The 17777-nt window shown below is 60.3% G+C and carries 20 protein-coding genes and 1 pseudogene; 13 read left to right on the top strand and 8 right to left on the bottom strand.

The window, feature by feature from the left end; all coding sequences use genetic code 11:
- Positions 1-78 precede the first annotated feature (78 nt).
- Positions 79-621: a hypothetical protein gene (locus YUO_RS47115; protein WP_198028012.1), complete on the top strand. Its 543-nt coding sequence runs from the start codon at positions 79-81 to the stop codon at positions 619-621.
- Here the strand turns inward: YUO_RS47115 and YUO_RS0108710 are convergent.
- Both YUO_RS0108710 and YUO_RS48465 read right to left on the bottom strand, forming a co-directional pair.
- Positions 549-923, bottom strand: coding sequence for a response regulator transcription factor (locus YUO_RS0108710; RefSeq protein WP_028346894.1), 375 nt, complete (start codon positions 921-923; stop codon positions 549-551). The genes YUO_RS47115 and YUO_RS0108710 overlap by 73 nt on opposite strands.
- 208 nt (positions 924-1131) lie before the next feature.
- On the bottom strand, positions 1132-1266 hold the full coding sequence (locus tag YUO_RS48465; RefSeq protein WP_283806404.1) for a hypothetical protein: 135 nt from the start codon (positions 1264-1266) through the stop codon (positions 1132-1134).
- Positions 1267-2145: 879 nt separating this feature from the next.
- On the opposite strand from YUO_RS48465, the gene YUO_RS40270 reads away from it, so the two are divergent.
- From YUO_RS40270 to YUO_RS40250, 10 genes are all read left to right on the top strand, one after another.
- The gene (locus tag YUO_RS40270) at positions 2146-2592 is read left to right on the top strand and encodes a DinB family protein (protein ID WP_083754549.1); all 447 of its coding nucleotides are present in this window, start codon (positions 2146-2148) and stop codon (positions 2590-2592) included.
- Positions 2593-2741: 149 nt separating this feature from the next.
- Positions 2742-2951, top strand: coding sequence for a hypothetical protein (locus tag YUO_RS48900; protein ID WP_028346893.1), 210 nt, complete (start codon positions 2742-2744; stop codon positions 2949-2951).
- A 67-nt stretch (positions 2952-3018) separates the two neighbouring features.
- Positions 3019-3240 (top strand): hypothetical protein, encoded by a 222-nt coding sequence (locus YUO_RS48895; protein ID WP_028346892.1) that lies wholly within the window; start codon positions 3019-3021, stop codon positions 3238-3240.
- Entirely contained in the window at positions 3158-3790 is a 633-nt protein-coding gene (locus YUO_RS48890; protein ID WP_430649531.1) for a transposase, read from the top strand. Before YUO_RS48895 ends, YUO_RS48890 begins: the two co-directional genes overlap by 83 nt.
- A 916-nt stretch (positions 3791-4706) precedes the next feature.
- Positions 4707-5921, top strand: a complete 1215-nt coding sequence (locus YUO_RS0108665) for an acetamidase/formamidase family protein (RefSeq protein ID WP_198028011.1) — start codon at positions 4707-4709, stop codon at positions 5919-5921.
- A 91-nt stretch (positions 5922-6012) separates the two neighbouring features.
- Positions 6013-6576, top strand: coding sequence for a type 2 periplasmic-binding domain-containing protein (locus YUO_RS0108660; RefSeq protein WP_028346889.1), 564 nt, complete (start codon positions 6013-6015; stop codon positions 6574-6576).
- A 547-nt stretch (positions 6577-7123) separates the two neighbouring features.
- Positions 7124-7864 (top strand): alpha/beta hydrolase, encoded by a 741-nt coding sequence (locus tag YUO_RS44640; protein WP_235782662.1) that lies wholly within the window; start codon positions 7124-7126, stop codon positions 7862-7864.
- On the top strand, positions 7861-8055 hold the full coding sequence (locus YUO_RS47670) for a hypothetical protein (protein WP_051379331.1): 195 nt from the start codon (positions 7861-7863) through the stop codon (positions 8053-8055). The genes YUO_RS44640 and YUO_RS47670 overlap by 4 nt, the downstream gene beginning before the upstream one ends.
- 388 nt (positions 8056-8443) lie before the next feature.
- Complete coding sequence (locus YUO_RS47110) at positions 8444-8692, top strand: hypothetical protein (protein ID WP_198028022.1); 249 nt, start codon at positions 8444-8446, stop codon at positions 8690-8692.
- Positions 8580-9383: an MT-A70 family methyltransferase gene (locus YUO_RS40250; protein ID WP_083754532.1), complete on the top strand. Its 804-nt coding sequence runs from the start codon at positions 8580-8582 to the stop codon at positions 9381-9383. Before YUO_RS47110 ends, YUO_RS40250 begins: the two co-directional genes overlap by 113 nt.
- A 66-nt stretch (positions 9384-9449) precedes the next feature.
- On the opposite strand, the gene YUO_RS46100 is transcribed toward YUO_RS40250, so the two are convergent.
- From YUO_RS46100 to YUO_RS0108630, 4 genes are all read right to left on the bottom strand, one after another.
- On the bottom strand, positions 9450-9623 hold the full coding sequence (locus YUO_RS46100; RefSeq protein ID WP_035726484.1) for a tRNA-binding protein: 174 nt from the start codon (positions 9621-9623) through the stop codon (positions 9450-9452).
- Positions 9620-10483, bottom strand: a complete 864-nt coding sequence (locus YUO_RS0108640) for an aldo/keto reductase (protein ID WP_035726317.1) — start codon at positions 10481-10483, stop codon at positions 9620-9622. Before YUO_RS0108640 ends, YUO_RS46100 begins: the two co-directional genes overlap by 4 nt.
- A 390-nt stretch (positions 10484-10873) precedes the next feature.
- Positions 10874-11632: a haloacid dehalogenase type II gene (locus YUO_RS0108635; RefSeq protein WP_051379330.1), complete on the bottom strand. Its 759-nt coding sequence runs from the start codon at positions 11630-11632 to the stop codon at positions 10874-10876.
- A gap of 968 nt (positions 11633-12600) precedes the next feature.
- Positions 12601-12873 carry a hypothetical protein gene (locus YUO_RS0108630; RefSeq protein WP_028346886.1) on the bottom strand — a complete coding sequence of 91 codons (273 nt, stop codon included), beginning with the start codon at positions 12871-12873 and terminating at the stop codon, positions 12601-12603.
- 1650 nt (positions 12874-14523) lie between these two features.
- On the opposite strand from YUO_RS0108630, the gene YUO_RS47105 reads away from it, so the two are divergent.
- Together YUO_RS47105 and YUO_RS0108615 are read left to right on the top strand one after the other, a co-directional pair.
- Positions 14524-14907 (top strand): hypothetical protein, encoded by a 384-nt coding sequence (locus tag YUO_RS47105; RefSeq protein ID WP_198028010.1) that lies wholly within the window; start codon positions 14524-14526, stop codon positions 14905-14907.
- 661 nt (positions 14908-15568) lie between these two features.
- Entirely contained in the window at positions 15569-15886 is a 318-nt protein-coding gene (locus tag YUO_RS0108615; RefSeq protein ID WP_156908551.1) for a hypothetical protein, read from the top strand.
- Between the two features lie 379 nt (positions 15887-16265).
- Here YUO_RS0108615 and YUO_RS0108610 read toward each other — a convergent pair whose 3' ends face one another.
- Together YUO_RS0108610 and YUO_RS0108605 are read right to left on the bottom strand one after the other, a co-directional pair.
- Positions 16266-17105, bottom strand: coding sequence for a substrate-binding periplasmic protein (locus YUO_RS0108610; protein WP_028346882.1), 840 nt, complete (start codon positions 17103-17105; stop codon positions 16266-16268).
- A gap of 383 nt (positions 17106-17488) precedes the next feature.
- Positions 17489-17737, bottom strand: a pseudogene (locus YUO_RS0108605) (transposase); the annotation flags it as partial.
- Positions 17738-17777 lie beyond the last annotated feature (40 nt).

The raw sequence follows: 17777 nt of genomic DNA, 5'->3' as shown, positions 1-17777 counted from the left end.
AAACAATGAGCGGGCAAGCCCAAGCGTATCGCGCGCGTTGAGTATCCGGGCGGCGGCTTGGTTGTAGAGGAGTATGCGGTGCTCGAGATTGCAGACGATCACACCTTCGGAGAGATCGAGCAGGATGGCCTCGAGCCGGCTCTTCTGTTCCTCCGCACGCCGCGTGGCAGCATCCACGGCCTCCTGTGTCCCGCCACGCGCGGCTCGGAGCGCGCCGAGTATTTTGTCGACCGCCGTTGGGAGCCCATTGAGCAAGTGGCCGCGATCGACCGCGAGCGGTCGATCGACGCGTATCTGCGACTGCATCAGCAGCTCCTGCTTCAGGGCGGCCAGGGGCTTGAGAAGCTTGACGTGCAGCAGAGCCCACGCCAGCCCAACCAAAGCGGCGACGACGGCAAACGCGATGGACATGTAAACGCCGACCGCTCCACCACTTTGCACCGCCAGCCACAGCGCAACGCCGGCGACAGCGAAGGCGGCGAACGCCAATGCTGCGAGGAGGATTGGTATCGCAACGGCAGCCTGCATCGCACGCCCTTGTTGCCCGGTTACTTGGCCGGCCCGATCCAAGCGGTGACCCGTTCAACGACCTCGCGCGTCGAGAACGGTTTGGTGATGTAGTCGTCGGCGCCCAGCGCCAAGCCCTTTTCGCGTTCGATGTCGCGGCCCTTGGCTGTTAGCAGGATGACACGCACCGCCCGCCACTCAGGATTGGCCCGGATGGCCTCGCACACGTCGAAACCGTTGCGCTTCGGCATCATGACATCGAGGAGCACGAGATCCGGTCGCGCCTTGCCCATCTCCGCGAGCGCCTCCTCGCCATCGCGGGCGAGGCGAACTTCGTAGCCAGCCTTCTTCATCAGGAATTCGAGAGACAGCAGGATGTTGGCCTCGTCATCGACCACGAGCACGCTTTGCGGCATTGCATCCTCCAGGGGTCGCCTTGCCCGACCGCGCGAGAGCGCGGCAAGCGAAAAGCGCGCTCCGCCTAACTTCGCGCCACGTAGCTAGAGCATGATCCGGAAGAGTTTGCCCTCGACGTGATCGGGGACGGGTACCAGTTTTCCGAAAAGATCATGCTCCATCAAAAACCTGGAGCGCGATCGCGAGTCGATCTAATCCCGTCGCGCTCTAGCGCAGCAGGTACATGGCGACGACAGCCACGGCTGCCCCGATCGCAGCCCATGTGAACTTGGCACCGAGACCTTCGATGGGGTTCCACTCGAAGTAGCGCTCTTTGTTTTCTTGCCAGATATCCTTTTTCATCGGTTCCTCCGTTTTCGCTCTCGCCCTCCCAAACCTCAGCCGAGCCCGCCCGATGACACAGCGACCCGCCGATTCGCGCAGCAAGTCAAACTGCTGGCATCCAGGGTCGCGCGGACTGACCTTACATCCTCTGCCCCTGTTTGTCCCTTGCCCACCTTTTCCGTACCTGGGTGTCCGGTAGGAATGCTGCGGTGCCGTGCGTGCGAGGCAGCATAGGTTCGACCTTCGTGGGGTCGGACAAGTCGCAGGTTGCAGGAACGCTGGTTTTCCGCCGGTTGCTGCACCGCGAGAACGCCTGCGCCTTTGAAAGCGCCGGCCAGCTGCGGTTCAGCTTTGGCAGCGAGCGGCTTCGACACCAGTCGCCCGATGGTTAGGGCCGGCGGCCTACGAACACCGTCATGGAGCGAGGAGAAAAATGGCGCGCCCGGAGAGATTTGAACTCCTGACCCTCGTTTCGCAGTCTAATGGTGAAAGGGGCGTAGCTGGCGTAGCAATCTGGTTGAGCAGCTGCGGTCGTTGGTTAGTACCAGCTCTCCGGAAAGCCGTGGCAGAGCAAAACAAGAGGGCCCTGGCCCTGCTCGACGATATTCAGGCTGATGCTGTTGGTCTTGACGATCCGCTCGATCGGTTTGCTCATGATCCTCGTCCCACCAAGGCGTGACCGCAGCTCGCTTGCCTATTCACCGAGACTACATGGGCGAACAGGGAGCTGCGCGTGAGCTGCAGGGTATGTACGTCAGCGGGTATTAGCAACTGTCGCATCCTTGCGTATTAGGCGCATTTGAATAGAGGCAGTGTCATCCTTGCCCCTGAAAGCGGACCAACGCACATTTATGAGTGCACGCCCTAATGCTAATTGTGAGCATCGAGGCTTCACCCATGACTTCAGAGCAGTTTCGGCAACTTGCAAAGTATAACCGCTGGGCCAATGCTCGACTGTATGCGGCTGCTCTCGATCTATCGGAGATCTCATATCGACGCCACATTGGAGTCTTCTTTGGCAATCTGCACGGAACTCTGAACCATCTGCTACTCACCGACCGCCTTTGGCTGAAGCGGCTGACTGGGGAAGGGGACCATCCAACGCAGCTTAATGCTATTTTGTATGAGGATCGTGCTGAACTTACTCGAGCCCGAACTGCAGAAGATGAACGCCTGATCGAGGTGGTCGAAAAACTTGATGATACTACCTTAAAGGGCCTTCACAGTTATCGGACCACATCCGGAATGCCGAAATCCCAAGTTCTCTCCGATATTCTAATGCACATCTTCAATCACCAGACTCACCGCCGGGGACAGGCACGCTCTACGTATCCCCCACGATGAGGGTCACTGCTAATATAGTTTTATTTGGCCGTGTACTCATAAATTGATCTTGTCCGCTTAGCCCCGAAAAGCGGCGCAAAAGCAGACATGCCAATATCGACGCGATGTGCCGATGCTGTCGAAAAAGGGCTTGAGGAGCCGAGCGAACAATGATTCCTGCTCAGGAGGCGGCAGGAGAGTCGGCGATGATGGGGCGGCAGGACCGAGATCAGCGGCAGCTCTTTTATGAGTTTAGCCTCGACGAGATGATCCCGACTGATCACCTGTTGCGACGGATCTATGTGTTTGCGACGACGGCTCTGGCCGATTTGCACCACCAGCTAAAGGCGTTTTACAGCGACATCGGCCGGCCTCGGTAGATCCCGAGCTGATAATCCGGATGCTCCTGGTCGGTTACTGCTATGGCATTCGTCATAGCCGCCGAAGGTGATCTCGCCTTCCGATCCGTCGTCGGCCTGGACGGCGAAGGCCAACAAACGCGTGCAGTTCGGATACGGACTCAACTATCTCATCGACGTCGAGCACGCAGTCATCGTCGACGTAGAACCAATGCCCGCGCGCACCTATGACGAGGTCGAGTCCACAAAGGCGATGCTCGATCGAACCGAACGTCGCTTTAGGTTTGAAGCCGAAGCGGCTTGCTGCTGACACCGCTTATGGAACCGGCCGTTTCCTCGGCTGGCTGGTTGGCCGCGGGATTGCCCCACATATTCCAGTTCGCGATGCAAGCGAGCGTGATGACGGCACCTTTTCGCGCAGTGAGGTCCGCTGGGACAAACGGCGCGGCGTCACATTGTCCAAACAACAAAGTACTGCACACCACCGGCACCGTGCACGATGGCAACATGCTCCGCTACCGCGCCTCCAAATTCGACTGCGATGTGTGTGCGCTGAAGAGCTATGCTGTCCCAATATGGCTGCCCGACAGGTACCCCGTGATGTTCACGAAGATGCCCGCGACATGGCGCGACGGCTCATGGGGACAAAGCGCTTCCTCAAATCGCGGGATGAGCGCAAGCGCGTCGAGATGCGCTTTGCCCATCTCAAGACCCACCACGGTTTCGAACGCATGCGGCTCCGAGGTCTCTCCGGCGCCCGCGACGAGTTTCACCTTGCCGCCATCGTGCAGAACCTCAAGACGATGGCGCTCCGTCTGCTCGGCCCGCCAACAGGTCAGGTGTGCGCGTCGATTGCGTAAGTGGAACGGCAATCCGGGGCAAGGCGTTCGCCGACCAGGCCGTGATGCCCCGCCAGGAGTAAGTGAAAACGCCCCCACAGCAAGCGATCTGCGGCGGGGCGTTTCAACAGCATCGACCAGAAGCGGACGTCGCTATGAGTTGGCGCCGGTGGCTTCATGCGTTCACACTCGACCAGAGGCGCCGGGCGCCCCCGCCCTCGAACTGCTGAGCCGCGGTCTTCTGGCGGCCATCGGCGCATGGCTGCTCTTTCGCGCAATCCGCGGTGAGGCGCACCGTCACGATGCTTGTCCGTGGGACTTGTGGCGGGTCTCGTACCGTGCCCGCCTCACGTTGTTCGCGATGGTCTACGCCCTGGCAAACGGTGTCCCACCGGCCGGCGTTGCCTCGCCGCCGCGATGCTGCTGGGCGTCGCCCTGACGCCCTGCGTCGTTGCGTCGTTGCGTTGCTGACAATCTTCGCACGCGAATGGCGCGTGCGCAGCTGGACCCGGCATGGCGCAACCCTAGCCCATCTGTCCCGTCTCCTTGAAGGTGCCACGGGCGTCGCCCTGTTGCTGATCGGTCTCGCGCCGTTCGTTTCGGTGATCTGACCGCGAAGGATATGTCCGTCGTATCAGCGCCGACACTGAAAACGCTGCACTTTGAGGACAAGGAAATGCTGGACCGACAAGAACGCCATGGCCGTGAAGAGGCCGTTGTTTTTCGCCCTTTCGACCCATGGTGGTTGGCACTTACCCCAAAGGGGAGTAGCTTCGCCGGACGGTCGTCAGGACGAGATCTTGATCTCCTCATCGTGCCGCCGGGCGCCCAGGGCGTTGCCGATCGTCGTCCCGACCAGAATAGGGTCACGATTCTGCTGAGGGAGGAGCAAATGATGCAATCCGGGCAATCCTGGATCATCACTGCGGCCGCGACATTGCTGCTCACCGCAACCGCAGCGCATGCGGATACGACGTCCGTTAAGGCGTGGCAGGTTGTGCGCGTTGCGAAGACCGGCGCGCACTGCGTCGACGACAAGAACTGCATGAACCGCATGCACCCGGCCATCAAGCCGGTGAGTCGCGCCAACCCCGGTCAGCATATCGTCTTTGAGACGCGCGACGCCTTCGACTCCGACTTCAACCTCGGCTCCAAGCCCGAGGATGTGTCGGCGGCCGATCTCAATCTCGTCCATCCGCTGACCGGCCCGGTCTTCATCGAGGGTGCCCAGCGCGGCGACGTACTGGCGGTCACACTCCTCGACGTACAGCCGGACGACTACGGTTACACCGTGATCGTCCCGGGCTTCGGTTTCCTGCGCGATCGCTTCACCAACCCGTTCATCGCCAATTGGAAACTCAACCGCAAGGAGGCGGTCTCCGACCAGATCCCGGGCGTCGTCATCCCCTTTAACGGATTTATGGGCACGGTCGGGGTGCTGCCGGGCCAGCCCGAGGTGGCCACGATCCTCACGCGCGAGGCGGCGCTGCAGAGCGCGGGCGGCGTCGTGCTGACTCCGCAGCCGCTCGGTGCGCTGCCGAGCGATGTCTGCGGCCAGAACGGAAGCAGCAAGAATGAGTGTCTGCGCACCATTCCGCCGCGCGAGAACGGTGGCAACATGGACATCAAGCAGATGGTGGTGGGCACGACGCTGCTGCTGCCCTGCTTCGTGGACGGGTGCGGGCTGTTCGTCGGCGACGTCCATTTCGCGCAAGGCGATGGCGAGGTCTCCGGCACGGCGATCGAGATGGGGGCGACGGTCACGCTGGTCACCGAGATCCGCAAGGCGCAAGCCGCGAAAGTCAAAGTCCCGCACTTCGAAGGCGGCGATCAGCTCATCCGGTTGGCTCCGACCGAGTTCTACGCCACCACCGGCTTCCCACTGAAAGCCAAGGGCCAGATCCCGCCTTACCATACCTACCTCGACAGCCAGAAAATCGGCCCGCTCGAGAACCTCTCGGAGGATCTGATGCTGGCGGCGCGCAACGCCCTGATCGAGCTGATCGACTGGATGGTTGGCGAGAAGGGCCTTACGCCGGAGCAGGCATATGTCGTGGCGAGCGTGGCCGCCGACCTGCGTATCGGCAATGTCGTCGACGTGCCGAACTACGCAGTCTCCGCCATCCTGCCGACCACCATATTCCGCAAGTAGTGGCGTGTGGCATAAGACCGAAGGTCCTGAGGTTGGCGGGAGGCCGAGCCGCCGGGAATTCCTCCGAACGGCGGGGGCCGGCGCCGCAACCATGTTCCTTTGTGGCCACGCACCCTATGGCCAGTGGGGCGTCTACCGCCGGCGTCACCTGCTGATCCTGACTTCGCGCGCCGATCCTCCCTCGTTCGAGCTCGGCAAGCGGGTAGCTGAGGTCCTCGCGGATCGCTTGCCGAGCAGCAAGGCTCAGGTGAGCAGGGCGCCGCACAAGGAGCGCATCGCCAGTCTGATCAGCTCGCAGCAGTTGGACGTCGCGCTGATGCGGCGCGACGATGCGGCAGCCCTTCGACAAGGGAGGCCCCCCTTCGCCGAGCACGGACCAGTCAAGCTGTTCACCGTCGTCGGCATCGGAGAGTATTTGTTCGTCTGCCGCGACGACTTTGCAGCACGCCATGCCTGGTTGATCGCCGAAGCGTTGGACAAGAGCCGCAGCGCCCTTCCCGAATTGCTGCTGCCGAGCGGTTCGTCCTCCGAGCCACCCGACTCGCGCATCCCGCTGCATCCTGGCGCTCTAGGTTATTTCACGGGCGCGCCCATGCCGGGCCTCGAGCCACATGCCCATGAAGATCACACCCACGAGGTTGATGTCCCGCAATGAGCCGCGGCCCCCAAGCTGGAGGCCGCCCAGACCTCTGCTTCTTCATCAATTGCGAGCCTCGTCGCGCCCTCGCAGCACTTCGGAAAGGGTCAAACTGAGAAGGACTGAGTGCGAGCAACTGTTTTCCGCTTTGCCCTCGAACTCGGACATTGCCCGATGAAGTCGGCACTTCGCATTAGGGCCAAGAGCCGACCTAGCGCTGTTTGCTGCCGGTCGATGAAATGCCATCGCGAGAATTGGGGCAGACATACTGCCTTGTAACGGACCCAAACCTGACGGAGGGTTAATCGGTTCCCGATATGACTCGACGGTCTGCGCGTGATCGCGCGGCAGAGTGAAAGTAAATCGCCTGCACCTGCTGCCATATGGGCCGCGACTTCGCGAACGGACATCGATCGCCAAACTTCACCGTTGTCGGAGGTTCAGAACGATGTCTTACAGAGCACAATTTGTCACGTTGCTGACGGCCGCGGCTTTGGCGACGTTCGCAGTGTTCTCATCCGGCAGAGCGGCCGACCAGACTCCCAAACTCTTGACCGAGCACTTCATGATCGACGCTGTCGATCCTGGGACGAAGCTGTACATCAGAAACAAGCGCCCGGAGGACATGACGCAGTTTGCGGCACAGAAAACGCTGCTGTTTGTCCATGGTGCGACCTTGCCAGGCGAGGTGACATTCGATTTTCCGCTCGAAGGACTATCCTGGATGGACTACATCGCCCAGCGCGGCTGGGATGTGTATCTGGTGGATGTGCGCGGCTACGGTCGATCGACGCGGCCGCCGGAAATGGATCAGCCAGCAGCCAGTAACCCTCCCATCGCCACGACCGATGTCGCGGTGAGGGATGTCGGCTCCGCTATCGATTTCATCCTTCAGCGGCGAGGCGTCTCCAAGCTCAGTCTCCTGGGCTGGTCATGGGGCGCGGTCATCACCGGCGCCTACACCGGCGACCACAACGAGAAGGTCGATAACCTGGTGTTCTTTGCGCCCGGCTGGCTGCGAACCCCGCCGCCCTCGCAAACTGCGCCCCCTCCGTTGGGCGCCTACGTTGCAGCCCCGCCCACGCGGGAGCGCCTGCAGGTCGGCGCACCCGATGATCGAAAGCGCGACTTGATGCCGGGGTTCGAGGCGTGGGCCGCGGCCGCCATCGCCTCCGATCCCGTTGGCTCGAAACAGGAGCCCCCGGTGCTGCGCAGCCCGGCGGGGTATTTCAGGACAACAGGAATTTCTGGCAGGCAGGCAAGCCATATTATGATCCAGCGCAGATCAAGGTCCCCACGCTGGTGATCGTCGCGGAGTGGGATGGGCTCGCCCCTCCCGAGGGCGCGCAGGCGATTTTCCGCAAGCTGCCGAGCGGCCCCAACAAGCGGCTTGTCATGCTTGGCGAGGGGACCCATTTCCTCATGCTGGAGAAGAATCGGATCCAGCTTTTCCACGAGGTGCAACTCTTCCTCGATAGGGCGCGCCTGACAAACTGACAGCTCTTCGCCCTTCTTCGCGGAGCAGTGTCGCCATTTCGATCACGACGGTTGCGTGCGTCGTTGGGGTGCCGGCTACTTGGCAATGCGCCTCTAAGAAGCTGCGCTGACAAACGCCGAGAGTCCGGTTTGGGTCAAAAGGCGAAATTCCCACTATGCGGCGATAACTTCCGGCCTACCCCGATAAGCAGACAATCAGAGAGCCAGTTGGCACTTCGCAAACGTGCCACAAGCGGTCATTCGATCACCTCGTCGGCGATGGCGAGGAGTGCCCGCGGCATTTCAATCCCGAGCGCCTTGGCCGTCTTCAGATTGACGACGAACTCGAATTGGTGCCGATGCGCGGCAACATGGTGTCGCCGCCGTCTGGACCCAAGAGATCGCGGCCGTGTTCAAGGAACGCGATGTCATTTACCTTGCGGACAACGACAAGCCGGGCGCGACAAAGCTGCCAGGGTGGGACAGGCGCTCACAGGCGTTGCCAGGAGCATTCGCATTGCGAGCTGCCGGTCTCCGGCCGAGCGATGTGGCCAGCGTGGATATTTCGTTGGGGCAGGATCGTGAGGTGTACCGTGTCGATCATTCCTTGGTTTTTCGAGCCGTTGTTGCCGCGTTCATTCCGGCTCGTGCTGATTGATCCGCCGTGGGAATTTCAAACCTACTCGCGTGCCGGACAAGGCAAGTCGGCTCAGGCACATTACACCGTGATGCCGCTCGACGCGATCAAGGCGCTTCCTGTCCGCGATCTCTGCCAGGATGACGCCATCGTGATGTGTTGGGCCACCATACCTATGCTGCCGGACGCGCTCGCCTGCCTTGAAGCGTGGCGTGTCAGGTATAAAAGTAACATCGTCTGGCGCAAGGTCACGAGGCGCGGGAAGCTGCGTATGGGTTGCGGATTTTGGACGCGATCAATGCACGAGCAGGTCTTGATCGGCACCATCGGAAAGCCGCCACTGATCACGTTTCCATCGATCTTTGACGGCATCGCGCGCCAGCACAGCCGCAAGCCGGATGAGCTTTACCAGATGATCGCGGATCGCACGGCGGGTTGGCGGCGCGCCGACATCTTCTCGCGTGAGACGCGCCACGGCTGGCACGCGTGGGGCAGCGAGGCTGGCAAATACGATGATGAGGTGCGCGGCGCCCCAATCCGTCAGGCCGGCATCAAGCAGCGCCAGGCGCAAAAGGAAACGATAGGCGAAAGCGATGCCCCAAAGCTGGATTGTGTTCCGGCTCCGAACATTGACGCCTTTCGGCGTCCAACCTTGACCCCGGTCGCGGCAATCTTTTTCGGGCGCGGCCGCAGTCAGTTAATCGATCCATAGTGGGGTCAATATTGGACGCCAAAAGGGGGCAAACCAGACGCCGATCTACACCTTTGGGTATGGCCGCTACTTTTTCATGCCGACGAGAATCGAGCGCGCGTGGTCGCCGAAATCGACACGCAGCCGTACGAGCCTCTCCGAATGTGCCACGTCCTCGACAGCGAGAATGGTCCCGACGCGGACGTCGATCTTGTCGAGGTCAGAGATGGAGATGAGGGGTTTGATGTGCGCCGGATTCATGTTCCACTCGTTGCTGAGGCTCGGTCGATCGCGTCGAATTCGGTCTCACTCAAGCGCCAACCGAGTGCATCGAGATTGGTCCTGGCGTGATGAGGCTTGGTCGCGCCGGGGATGGGAATCACGTGACTGTCGCGCGCCAACAGCCAGTTCAGGGCGACCTGGCCGATGCTGGCGTCGTGCGCGCGGGCAATATCGGCGAGACACGTCAGCAGCGCTTTCGTGCCCATGCTGTCCGACGGCTGCGTGAGGCGGCCGGACGCAAGGGGAAAATACGCTACCAGTGCCACATCGAACTCACGGCAGGCTTCGAGCACGCCATTCGTTTCCGCTGCTCGTCGGAGCAGGCTGTAGTTGACCTGATTGGCGGCGAGCGGAACGCCTGCCCTTGCGAGGTGATCGGCGATGCGGCGCATCTGGTCCGCATTGAAATTTGCCACGCCGACCGCGCGTGCCTTGCCGGACTTCACCGCTTCGACGAGGCCTTCGGCGAACACTCCCACGTCGATGAAGGGCAGCGGATAATGGACATAGTAGAGATCGATTGTCTTGAGGCCCAAGCGCGCGAGCGAACCGTCAAGCGCGCTCATCAGGCGTCGCGGAGAGGTTCGGCCCGGAAAGGGAAGGAACTTTGATGCTATCACCGCGCGGGTGGGACCGGCGCGCAAGCAGTCACCCACGACGCGCTCCGAGAAATAGATCTCAGCCGTGTCGATCATGCACGGGCCGGCATCATGAATGGTCCTGTAGGTTTCCAACACGGCCCCACGATCGGCACGCCGCCACTTGTTCGTGCCGATGCCCAAGGGCAGCACATCGATGCCGGTTCGACCCAGAGGGCGCGTATCATGATCTGCGGGCATCGCTGGACCTCTCACAAGGCGAAAGCGCCGTTGGCTGGTCGGTGTGATGACGCTGGCGTTTCAATGTTACGCCATAGCGACTACGGCCGCATCATCTTCTGCGGTTACGTCCGTATCAGGACGACGCCAAGGATCAGGAAGGTTGCACCGGCAAGTCGGATCGGGCTCGCGGGGTGAACGGGAATGCCGAGCAGACCGAGGCGGTCAGATGAGGCAGAATTGATGTCCGCTTGTCCCCCCAATAGCGGAGCGGAGCAAAAACGGACATGCCCGTGGGTCCGGGTTGGGCCAAACCCGGGCATTCGGCACTCTCCGTTAGCACGGCCGATCTCTAGAACCGCTCGTTGAGTACAGGCCCTATAGTCCTCTTGAGCGATGGCCTACCGGTGCTCAACCGCGCAGCAGCGGCGCGAGATCGGTGATCGCCTTGACGATTGTATCAACCTGGAATCCCAATTCCTCGGGAACCTCGACGGTACTGCGCTGAATCCAAATTGGCCGCAGTCCGGCCGACGCGGCGGCGACAGCGTCCCAGTTATTCGCCGAGACGAAGCCGAGCTCGGGGTTGCTTACCTTCATGCGCTCGGGCGCGAGGTTGTAGACGCGCGGGCTGACCTTGAAGATCTTCACCTCCTCGACGCTGATGATTTCGTCGAGCAGATCGCGGATGCCTGCGCTTTTCGCGGCCGCCTCGAGCATTCTGGGCTCACCGTTGGACAGGATCGCAAGCTTGATCCCCTGTTTCTTCAGTGCATCGAGGCCCGGCTTCACGTCCGGGAAGGCCGCGAGGCTCAAATAAGCATCCATCAGCTGTTTCTTCTTGTCGGCCGTCAGGTCGAGCTGGAGATTCTTGCTCGCCCAGACCAACCCGTCCTCGGTCAGGCCCCAGAAGTCGCGATGGCGGCCCATGAGGCTGCGCATCAGGCTGTATTGCAACTGCTTGAACCGCCAGATTTGCGCCAGCTGGTTGCCCTTGCCAGGGAACAACTGCTCGCACAACGCCGTAACTGAGAAGACGTCGAACAGTGTGCCGTAGGCGTCAAATGCCAACGCCTTGATAGACTTGAACTGCCCGCTCATCTGGGCGGCGGCCGGTGTCGCAGCCCATGCCGTGCCCACCACTGCCGCCGTGGCACCGGCGAGTTTCATGAACTCTCTACGATCTCTCGACATTTTCGCCTCCTTGTGGATTGCCGTTACTCATTCTCTCAGAGGAAGGTCGATAGTCGTTGGCGGTGACGTAGCCAATCTTCCGAGTGAGCCGAACGCCGAGCGTGAGAGTCTGCCTGCTTGGCTCTCGGCGCAAGGCCGATCGGCAGCGATCCATTCGGTGGCGCGCTCAACCCAGCTAAATGTTTGATCCGAGTCAACGAGTCCTTTTGGCCACGAGACTTCCGTTGTGGGTCAAAAGCGGCGTCTTGCCTTTCGGCAACAGATTGGTGTTTGTCTCAAACAGCCCAAGAGCGGACCGGATTCTACATCCTCGAAACTCGCAAGATGGCAATCCTCAGCAATATGAGGAGAGTAGCCGAAAGACTTTGCAACATCTGCGCCGAATGCTACGGGACGTGCCCCCTGGAATAAAGGCAAGCTGATCGGAGCCAAGCCTCCACTACGGCCCAAGCACGTTTGGTCGATCCGAACCAAGCTCCAGGTTGGCGGCCGGATCGGTGACCCTGCCCTGATGGACGCCGCACGACCTAGTTAGTCCTCCTTTTGTCGCCGCGCCTTCCCTTCGGCTTTGGCGTACTGCTCGGCAAGTTCGATCACTTCGTTCGGGCGGCTGCGCTTTTGATTTTCATGAATGCCATTAGGAGCCGGAGCGATTGATCAATTTCGTCCGTATCGCTGTTTGTTTCGGTCCCGCTGGCGGTGATTGCGGTCCATCCCTTGAATGGCTTTGCACGCGTCCGCTACGCGCGGACTGACGCTCGGACGCGCGCTGTTTCTGTCCTGTCACGCCAATGCTTCACGTTATCAAGGAGGTTCGTCTTATCCATAGCGTTCCCCGTTCTGCAAACTGTCGAGTGAGAGCCTGTTGGCTTGGCGGCCGCAGCCCGGGATGCCTTTACAGTTCAATCGGGTTCGCCAACACGTCATCGTGGTCGGGTCTCCTTTCAATGGGATTGCGGTTGGTCAGGACTGTGCACGCTTCCATGCATTGCCTCGAACTCTCCAGCGTGGTCTCCGGTGAAGGTTATCAAGACGACCGCACCATGCCGGCAACCGCTCTTGCGATGGGCGAAGCGGATCGCCTCGCTGCGATTGGGGAAGGTGGCTTCGACAACGCCGCCGATCGCGCGGACGACCCAACTGCCGTCACGGCTGCGACCGATGTTGAAATTGCGGCGCATGTTGGCAACGTGCGAGGGGCTGAATTCACGGGCCATGATTGTCTCCCCGGGCTAAGAATCACACCATCATCGAGCGGCCCCAACCGGTGGCCGTCTTTCGCTTGGGCAAATGCTTCCCCCTGACGCGCAGGCGCCTCAGCTCGCCATGGGTGAGCGCGCCTTGCCAGGCACAGCAGGAAATCTGGAGGAAGGCTGGTGTTGGAAACAGCCTTCGATATTGTGTCGGGCGCACGTTCTCCACGCCCTTGTGGCTCTCACATCACTCTTGAACTTGAAGAGCCGTGATGCGCCGCGTCCGTGTCAGGAAGCTTGATGTGATAGTTCTTGCTTGACCATGCCGAAGACCTCCCGTTCGCACATTCTGGCTGCGTGCACAGCATCTTTGCGCTGAATCGTTATTGTTGTTTGGTTTTGCGAGAGAAACTTATCCACCGATGCAAGGCGGATACAAGCGGAAATTCATACTAACTGCTCTATTGACCAACGACATATAGCCCGCATGAAGCGTGGCGCGAATGTGCCATTTCAGCGTTGGAAGCATGACTGACCGGCACGATCGTCGGGCATCCCGGGTGTCATGAGAAGCTGTTCGCACCAAGTTTCCTACAGGGCAATGCGCTCCAAAGCGGCGTTCGGGCGCGGTGTCGATGAGCGTGTGGCGACCACCGCGGTCAGCCCTTGTCGCCCAACCTTCGCAGTCGCCTGACGTGAAGCTCACCACCGATGGAGAACGCTTCGGCCCTGCCTTCTGCAGTTTCGGCTCGAGCAGGAGCATGAATTCAAGCTGGAAACGCATTGCGCCAGGCTGCTTAGCCTTCGGACTGCGGAGCGCCGAGCACACGGAAGACCCGCCGCTCGGATAACTACATCACTGATCGCTCGTGATCGATACGTCACGGCGGCGCGCGGGGCTGTTTCCCCTGGCTGCCCTCGCAAAGGGCATCTCGTCGAGCGTCAGGTCGACCTCGCATGGCCGTTCTTGCCGACGGTGATGTGATCGTGCACGGCAACGTGGCGATGTTGACGATCGCCTTAGTCATCCGCACGTCCGCGGCGTCGGGGTCGTCGGAAGGGCGGTTGTGCACCCAGACTACTTGTCGCACAATATTAACTGGTGCGCCTGACGACGTCGCCACGGACTCCGGGGGCCGGCGTACGAAAAGCTCCAAGGGAGGAAACCGCGATTGGGCGGACTGCGGCGGGGCCGCAGGCGCTATGGGGATTTGACTGGGCCCGCAAGGCCGGTTGCGCGCAGCGCGACCGACGGCGACGATTGCGGAGGTTGGCGGGCACAGGTGATTGCTGTTTGTGGGGCCCAGCTGGGTAAATGGTCGAAGATCGTTGATCACGAACTGATTTGCACGAACTGACATGGAAACGATGTCGTGGCGAGAACTATCGCGGCCGGTCGAGAACCGGCCAAGAAAGCGAGCGGCTTTCCGGCGAGGTGGCTCGGGCGTTGCGGTCATGAGGTTCGATACTGACCGCGGCCGAGGGCGCCTTCGGATGATAGCGCGTACCCCTCAGGAAAGCTCATGGCGTGAGGACAACCGCGGGGTTCCAATGGCGATTAGATGAGCCGGATTGCAGAACTGGTGTTGAAGCACGGGAAATCAGTAGACTTCGCCGGCTATTGGCAGCGGCACGTACCGCAGTAGGGTTGCAACCCTAATGAGGGCCAAGGCTATGAAATTAACCTATACGGATTCGCGTGATGGAATGGTGCTTATCGGGTTCACCGACGAGCGCGGAGAACATGAAATCGCCCTAAGCACAATAGAGACGGCCGACCTTATCGGCGCGTTGAGAACCTCGCTAGAAGAGGCGATTGGAAGTCCGGCCGCAAACAGCATGAGCCTTCCTCGCATGGAGCGAGTGCAGATCGTTGAGACCACTGAAGAAGTATTTTTCCGCGTTTATATGAATGATCGCATTTCCCATGATTATCCGGTTCCGAAAGGAACTGTTCTTGCGGATGAGCTTCGGGTGATGGCCGACCGGATGGAGGCGCGCAATTCGGCAAAGGCCACACGTCCGTCACCCGATATCCAGAAGGGCAAGCTGAATTAGCTGACACATGATGTCTCCGGAGCTGACGCATATCCCGACGTGGACGAGGACATTCCCGCCGCGGCTGGAAAGACCCTGTTCGTCGCCGATGAGCGGTTAGAGGAGCCTCGCGCCTATGAGATCACCAAGCCGATCCTCGAACACACCCCGAGCTCACCGCCGCGAAAGAGATCACCCCGACGAATGCCGTTCTTGGATCTTCTATCCCATTCCATCCGGGCGCGCTGCGCTACTACAAAAGGGCATAGCGGTGCCCCAACTTGCATTGAGGCCGGACAGCGCGGCGGGAAGGTCCGCTCAGGGTCATTCGCGTCATTCTGAACGCCGGCGGATCACTTCCGGTCTGCCGTGGTAAACAGACATTCTGGTCGTCCATCGGCATGTCTCAAAGGTGCCAATAGGCGACATTTGAAGGCTTGGCTTGGAGATCGCTAAGGGGCCCTCAATCTTAATGCCCTGTGGTGTGGTCCCGCTGTCCCCAGCTTCGCCTCAGTTTACCGGACCCGCTAGTTACTAGTTCACGCAGAACTCGCAGCTTAAGCAATCGAGCGTGCATTAAGCCATCGCAAGGAAGTACCTTTTGAAGATATCAAACGGAACGAGGAAACGTTCGGAAGTTCGCGCGTTACTGGGCCGGACCAACGCGCAATGGAGGAGACGTATGCGAACCGCAACTCTCGCGATGATTGTCGTTGCCGGAAGCGCGATTGCCTTCCCAGCAACGGCGCAGCAGCAACCGGCCGCGCCTAGTGAGCAAACCAAGGAAGAGATGCACCGTGATGTAGACAAAGGGTCCAAGACTAGCGAGCCCAACGAGCAGATGCAGCGTGATGCAGACAAAGGGGCCAAGACCCGCCAGTCCGGTGAGTCAGGTTATGTCGGCATGCAGGAAAAGCCGGGCGCGTCCGCCCATCCTCCGGGCCAACCGGGAGGTGAGCAGACCACGGGTTCGGGTAGCCAGACCGGCGCTCCGAAATAGAGCCTTTAGCGGATCGCTTAGATCGGCGCAGAGCTACGTTAGGGGCAGCCTGACCAGTGCGGCGCCCAAAGGGGCCGCCCCGATACTTCGCGTTTGGGCCTTGCTTGGCCAAGCAAACTAGCCGCCGACCAAATGTCCGTTGGGGGTCATTCGCGTCACTTTGACCGTGCACCGGTCCCTCCAGGTCTTCCGCAACAAGCGGACAACACAGGAGCCGGTCGGCATGTCTCAGAGGGGCCATAAGCGGAAGAACTGTTCAGTAGCACAGTGCGACTTCCTGTCCGTGAGCAGACGCCTTAACATTCATGCATCTAGCCTTGCTTGCACCGTGAGGATAGAGCAGTGAGCGTAGTGGCAGTCGCACCAGGCTTTGCATCCCTTACTGGAGACCTGCGCCGGAAGGGGGTAGATAAGTAATGCCATACTTCGCGTAGATCTGCGGTGGTATCCGCTGCTCGACAACTCGTGACACCGCAGCATCCACGGCTCCAAGCAGCGCATCGTCCGCTCGGCGAAGCCCGACTGAAACACTCCAGCGCAGTGCCGGTTCTGGCTCGTATCCGTCGGGTATCCTTACTGCCGTGCTGGGGTGTTCGTGCCGATACCAGCCGACAATCACGGGGTTGGTGGCGCCGACTTCGATTTCGCCTGTCTCGATCGCGGCAATTATGTCTTCTTGAGAGGCGAAGACCGAAACGCGGAAGCCGTTTTTGGCCAGCCACTCGTGCTCGATGGTGCCAACCATGACGCCAATCTTCTGACCGTGCAAATCCTCAAGCCGACGAACCGAAGATCGAGATGAAATGACGAGGACAACACCGCTGTCTGCGTAAGGTCTCGAAAAGCGAAGAGGTAGATGCGTTGTCAGCGGCCCGGTAAGTCCCTCCCGATCGTAGCTTGCTGCGGAGGCGACGACGCCCATCAAGACATCGCAATCCGAGTTCTTAATATCACCGGCATTTCGAACCCAGGTCACACCGAGCTCAAATCCCATCTCGTGCGCCAACACTTCCGCGAGTTCGACTTTGAACCCGGCAAGACCGCCTCTATCGGTGAGGTTCGAATAAGGGAGTGCGGATGGGTTGGCGCAAAGGCGTAGGATACCATTCTGCCGCACCTCTGCTAGTGATGCAGCGTCCGCACGGTGTGTTGTGCCTTGGGCGATGAGCGTCGCGAGTATGGCGATAGCAGCACTGCCAGGGATCAGACCATGATACATCAACGAGGCTCCAAAGCCGCGCGCCGAGGCAAGTATTCACCCACCTTAAATAGTAGCGGTGTCGTCAGGCGACAACCCGAGTACTGCCGCCTGCCGGGAGCGCGCTGCCTAGGTCGCCTTAGGGTCAATTTGCGTCATTCTGACCGACGGCGGATCACTTCCGGTCTACCCCGATAAACAGACATTCTGGTCGTTCGTCGGCATGTCTCAAAGGTGCCATTTTCGGAAGTCGACGCCCGCATCGACGAGGGCTGCTTTGCCCCTATAAACAGACTTCGTCAGTCCGGCCTGTCAGGTCCGAAAAGTGCCGATTCCGTTGAAAAAGGTCGTAAGTAATCGGATGTATTGGCGCAACCATTGAAGCGGCAGAACGCTGTCGTCCGCTATGCGGGCTTGGGGATTTGCATCGGGATTAGCTTGGCCATCTTGCGAAGGTTCTGGGCGGTGGCTGCGAGAATGAACTCGTCGTGCGCGCCGTTTGGGCCTCGTAAACGTAAACGGTCGAGCTTGAGGATGCGCTTGAGGTGCGCGAACAGCATCTCGATCTTCTTGCGGAGCCGGCGCGAGGTGCGTCCTTCCGACGATCTTGCGATCTGGCGGGCCATGTCGCGAGCACCCTCATAGATCGAGCGCAACGGCAGAGGCCAATGCACTAGCCGGCTCGGACAATAA

It is taken from the genome of Bradyrhizobium murdochi (assembly GCF_000472965.1).
GTDB classification, from domain to species: Bacteria; Pseudomonadota; Alphaproteobacteria; order Rhizobiales; family Xanthobacteraceae; genus Bradyrhizobium; species Bradyrhizobium murdochi.
This window is presented reverse-complemented; position numbering and strand designations above follow the sequence as displayed.

Bases quoted from the DNA above. Each gene is read 5' to 3' on its own strand.
- YUO_RS0108710 (WP_028346894.1), bottom strand. From the start codon at position 923: ATGCCGCAAAGCGTGCTCGTGGTCGATGACGAGGCCAACATCCTGCTG.
- YUO_RS48465 (WP_283806404.1), bottom strand. From the start codon at position 1,266: ATGAAAAAGGATATCTGGCAAGAAAACAAAGAGCGCTACTTCGAGTGG.
- YUO_RS40270 (WP_083754549.1), top strand. From the start codon at position 2,146: ATGACTTCAGAGCAGTTTCGGCAACTTGCAAAGTATAACCGCTGGGCC.
- YUO_RS48900 (WP_028346893.1), top strand. From the start codon at position 2,742: ATGATTCCTGCTCAGGAGGCGGCAGGAGAGTCGGCGATGATGGGGCGG.
- YUO_RS48890 (WP_430649531.1), top strand. From the start codon at position 3,158: ATGACGAGGTCGAGTCCACAAAGGCGATGCTCGATCGAACCGAACGTC.
- YUO_RS0108660 (WP_028346889.1), top strand. From the start codon at position 6,013: ATGTTCCTTTGTGGCCACGCACCCTATGGCCAGTGGGGCGTCTACCGC.
- YUO_RS44640 (WP_235782662.1), top strand. From the start codon at position 7,124: ATGATCGACGCTGTCGATCCTGGGACGAAGCTGTACATCAGAAACAAG.
- YUO_RS40250 (WP_083754532.1), top strand. From the start codon at position 8,580: ATGTGGCCAGCGTGGATATTTCGTTGGGGCAGGATCGTGAGGTGTACC.
- YUO_RS46100 (WP_035726484.1), bottom strand. From the start codon at position 9,623: ATGAATCCGGCGCACATCAAACCCCTCATCTCCATCTCTGACCTCGAC.
- YUO_RS0108640 (WP_035726317.1), bottom strand. From the start codon at position 10,483: ATGCCCGCAGATCATGATACGCGCCCTCTGGGTCGAACCGGCATCGAT.
- YUO_RS0108635 (WP_051379330.1), bottom strand. From the start codon at position 11,632: ATGAAACTCGCCGGTGCCACGGCGGCAGTGGTGGGCACGGCATGGGCT.
- YUO_RS0108630 (WP_028346886.1), bottom strand. From the start codon at position 12,873: ATGGCCCGTGAATTCAGCCCCTCGCACGTTGCCAACATGCGCCGCAAT.
- YUO_RS47105 (WP_198028010.1), top strand. From the start codon at position 14,524: ATGAAATTAACCTATACGGATTCGCGTGATGGAATGGTGCTTATCGGG.
- YUO_RS0108615 (WP_156908551.1), top strand. From the start codon at position 15,569: ATGCGAACCGCAACTCTCGCGATGATTGTCGTTGCCGGAAGCGCGATT.
- YUO_RS0108610 (WP_028346882.1), bottom strand. From the start codon at position 17,105: ATGTATCATGGTCTGATCCCTGGCAGTGCTGCTATCGCCATACTCGCG.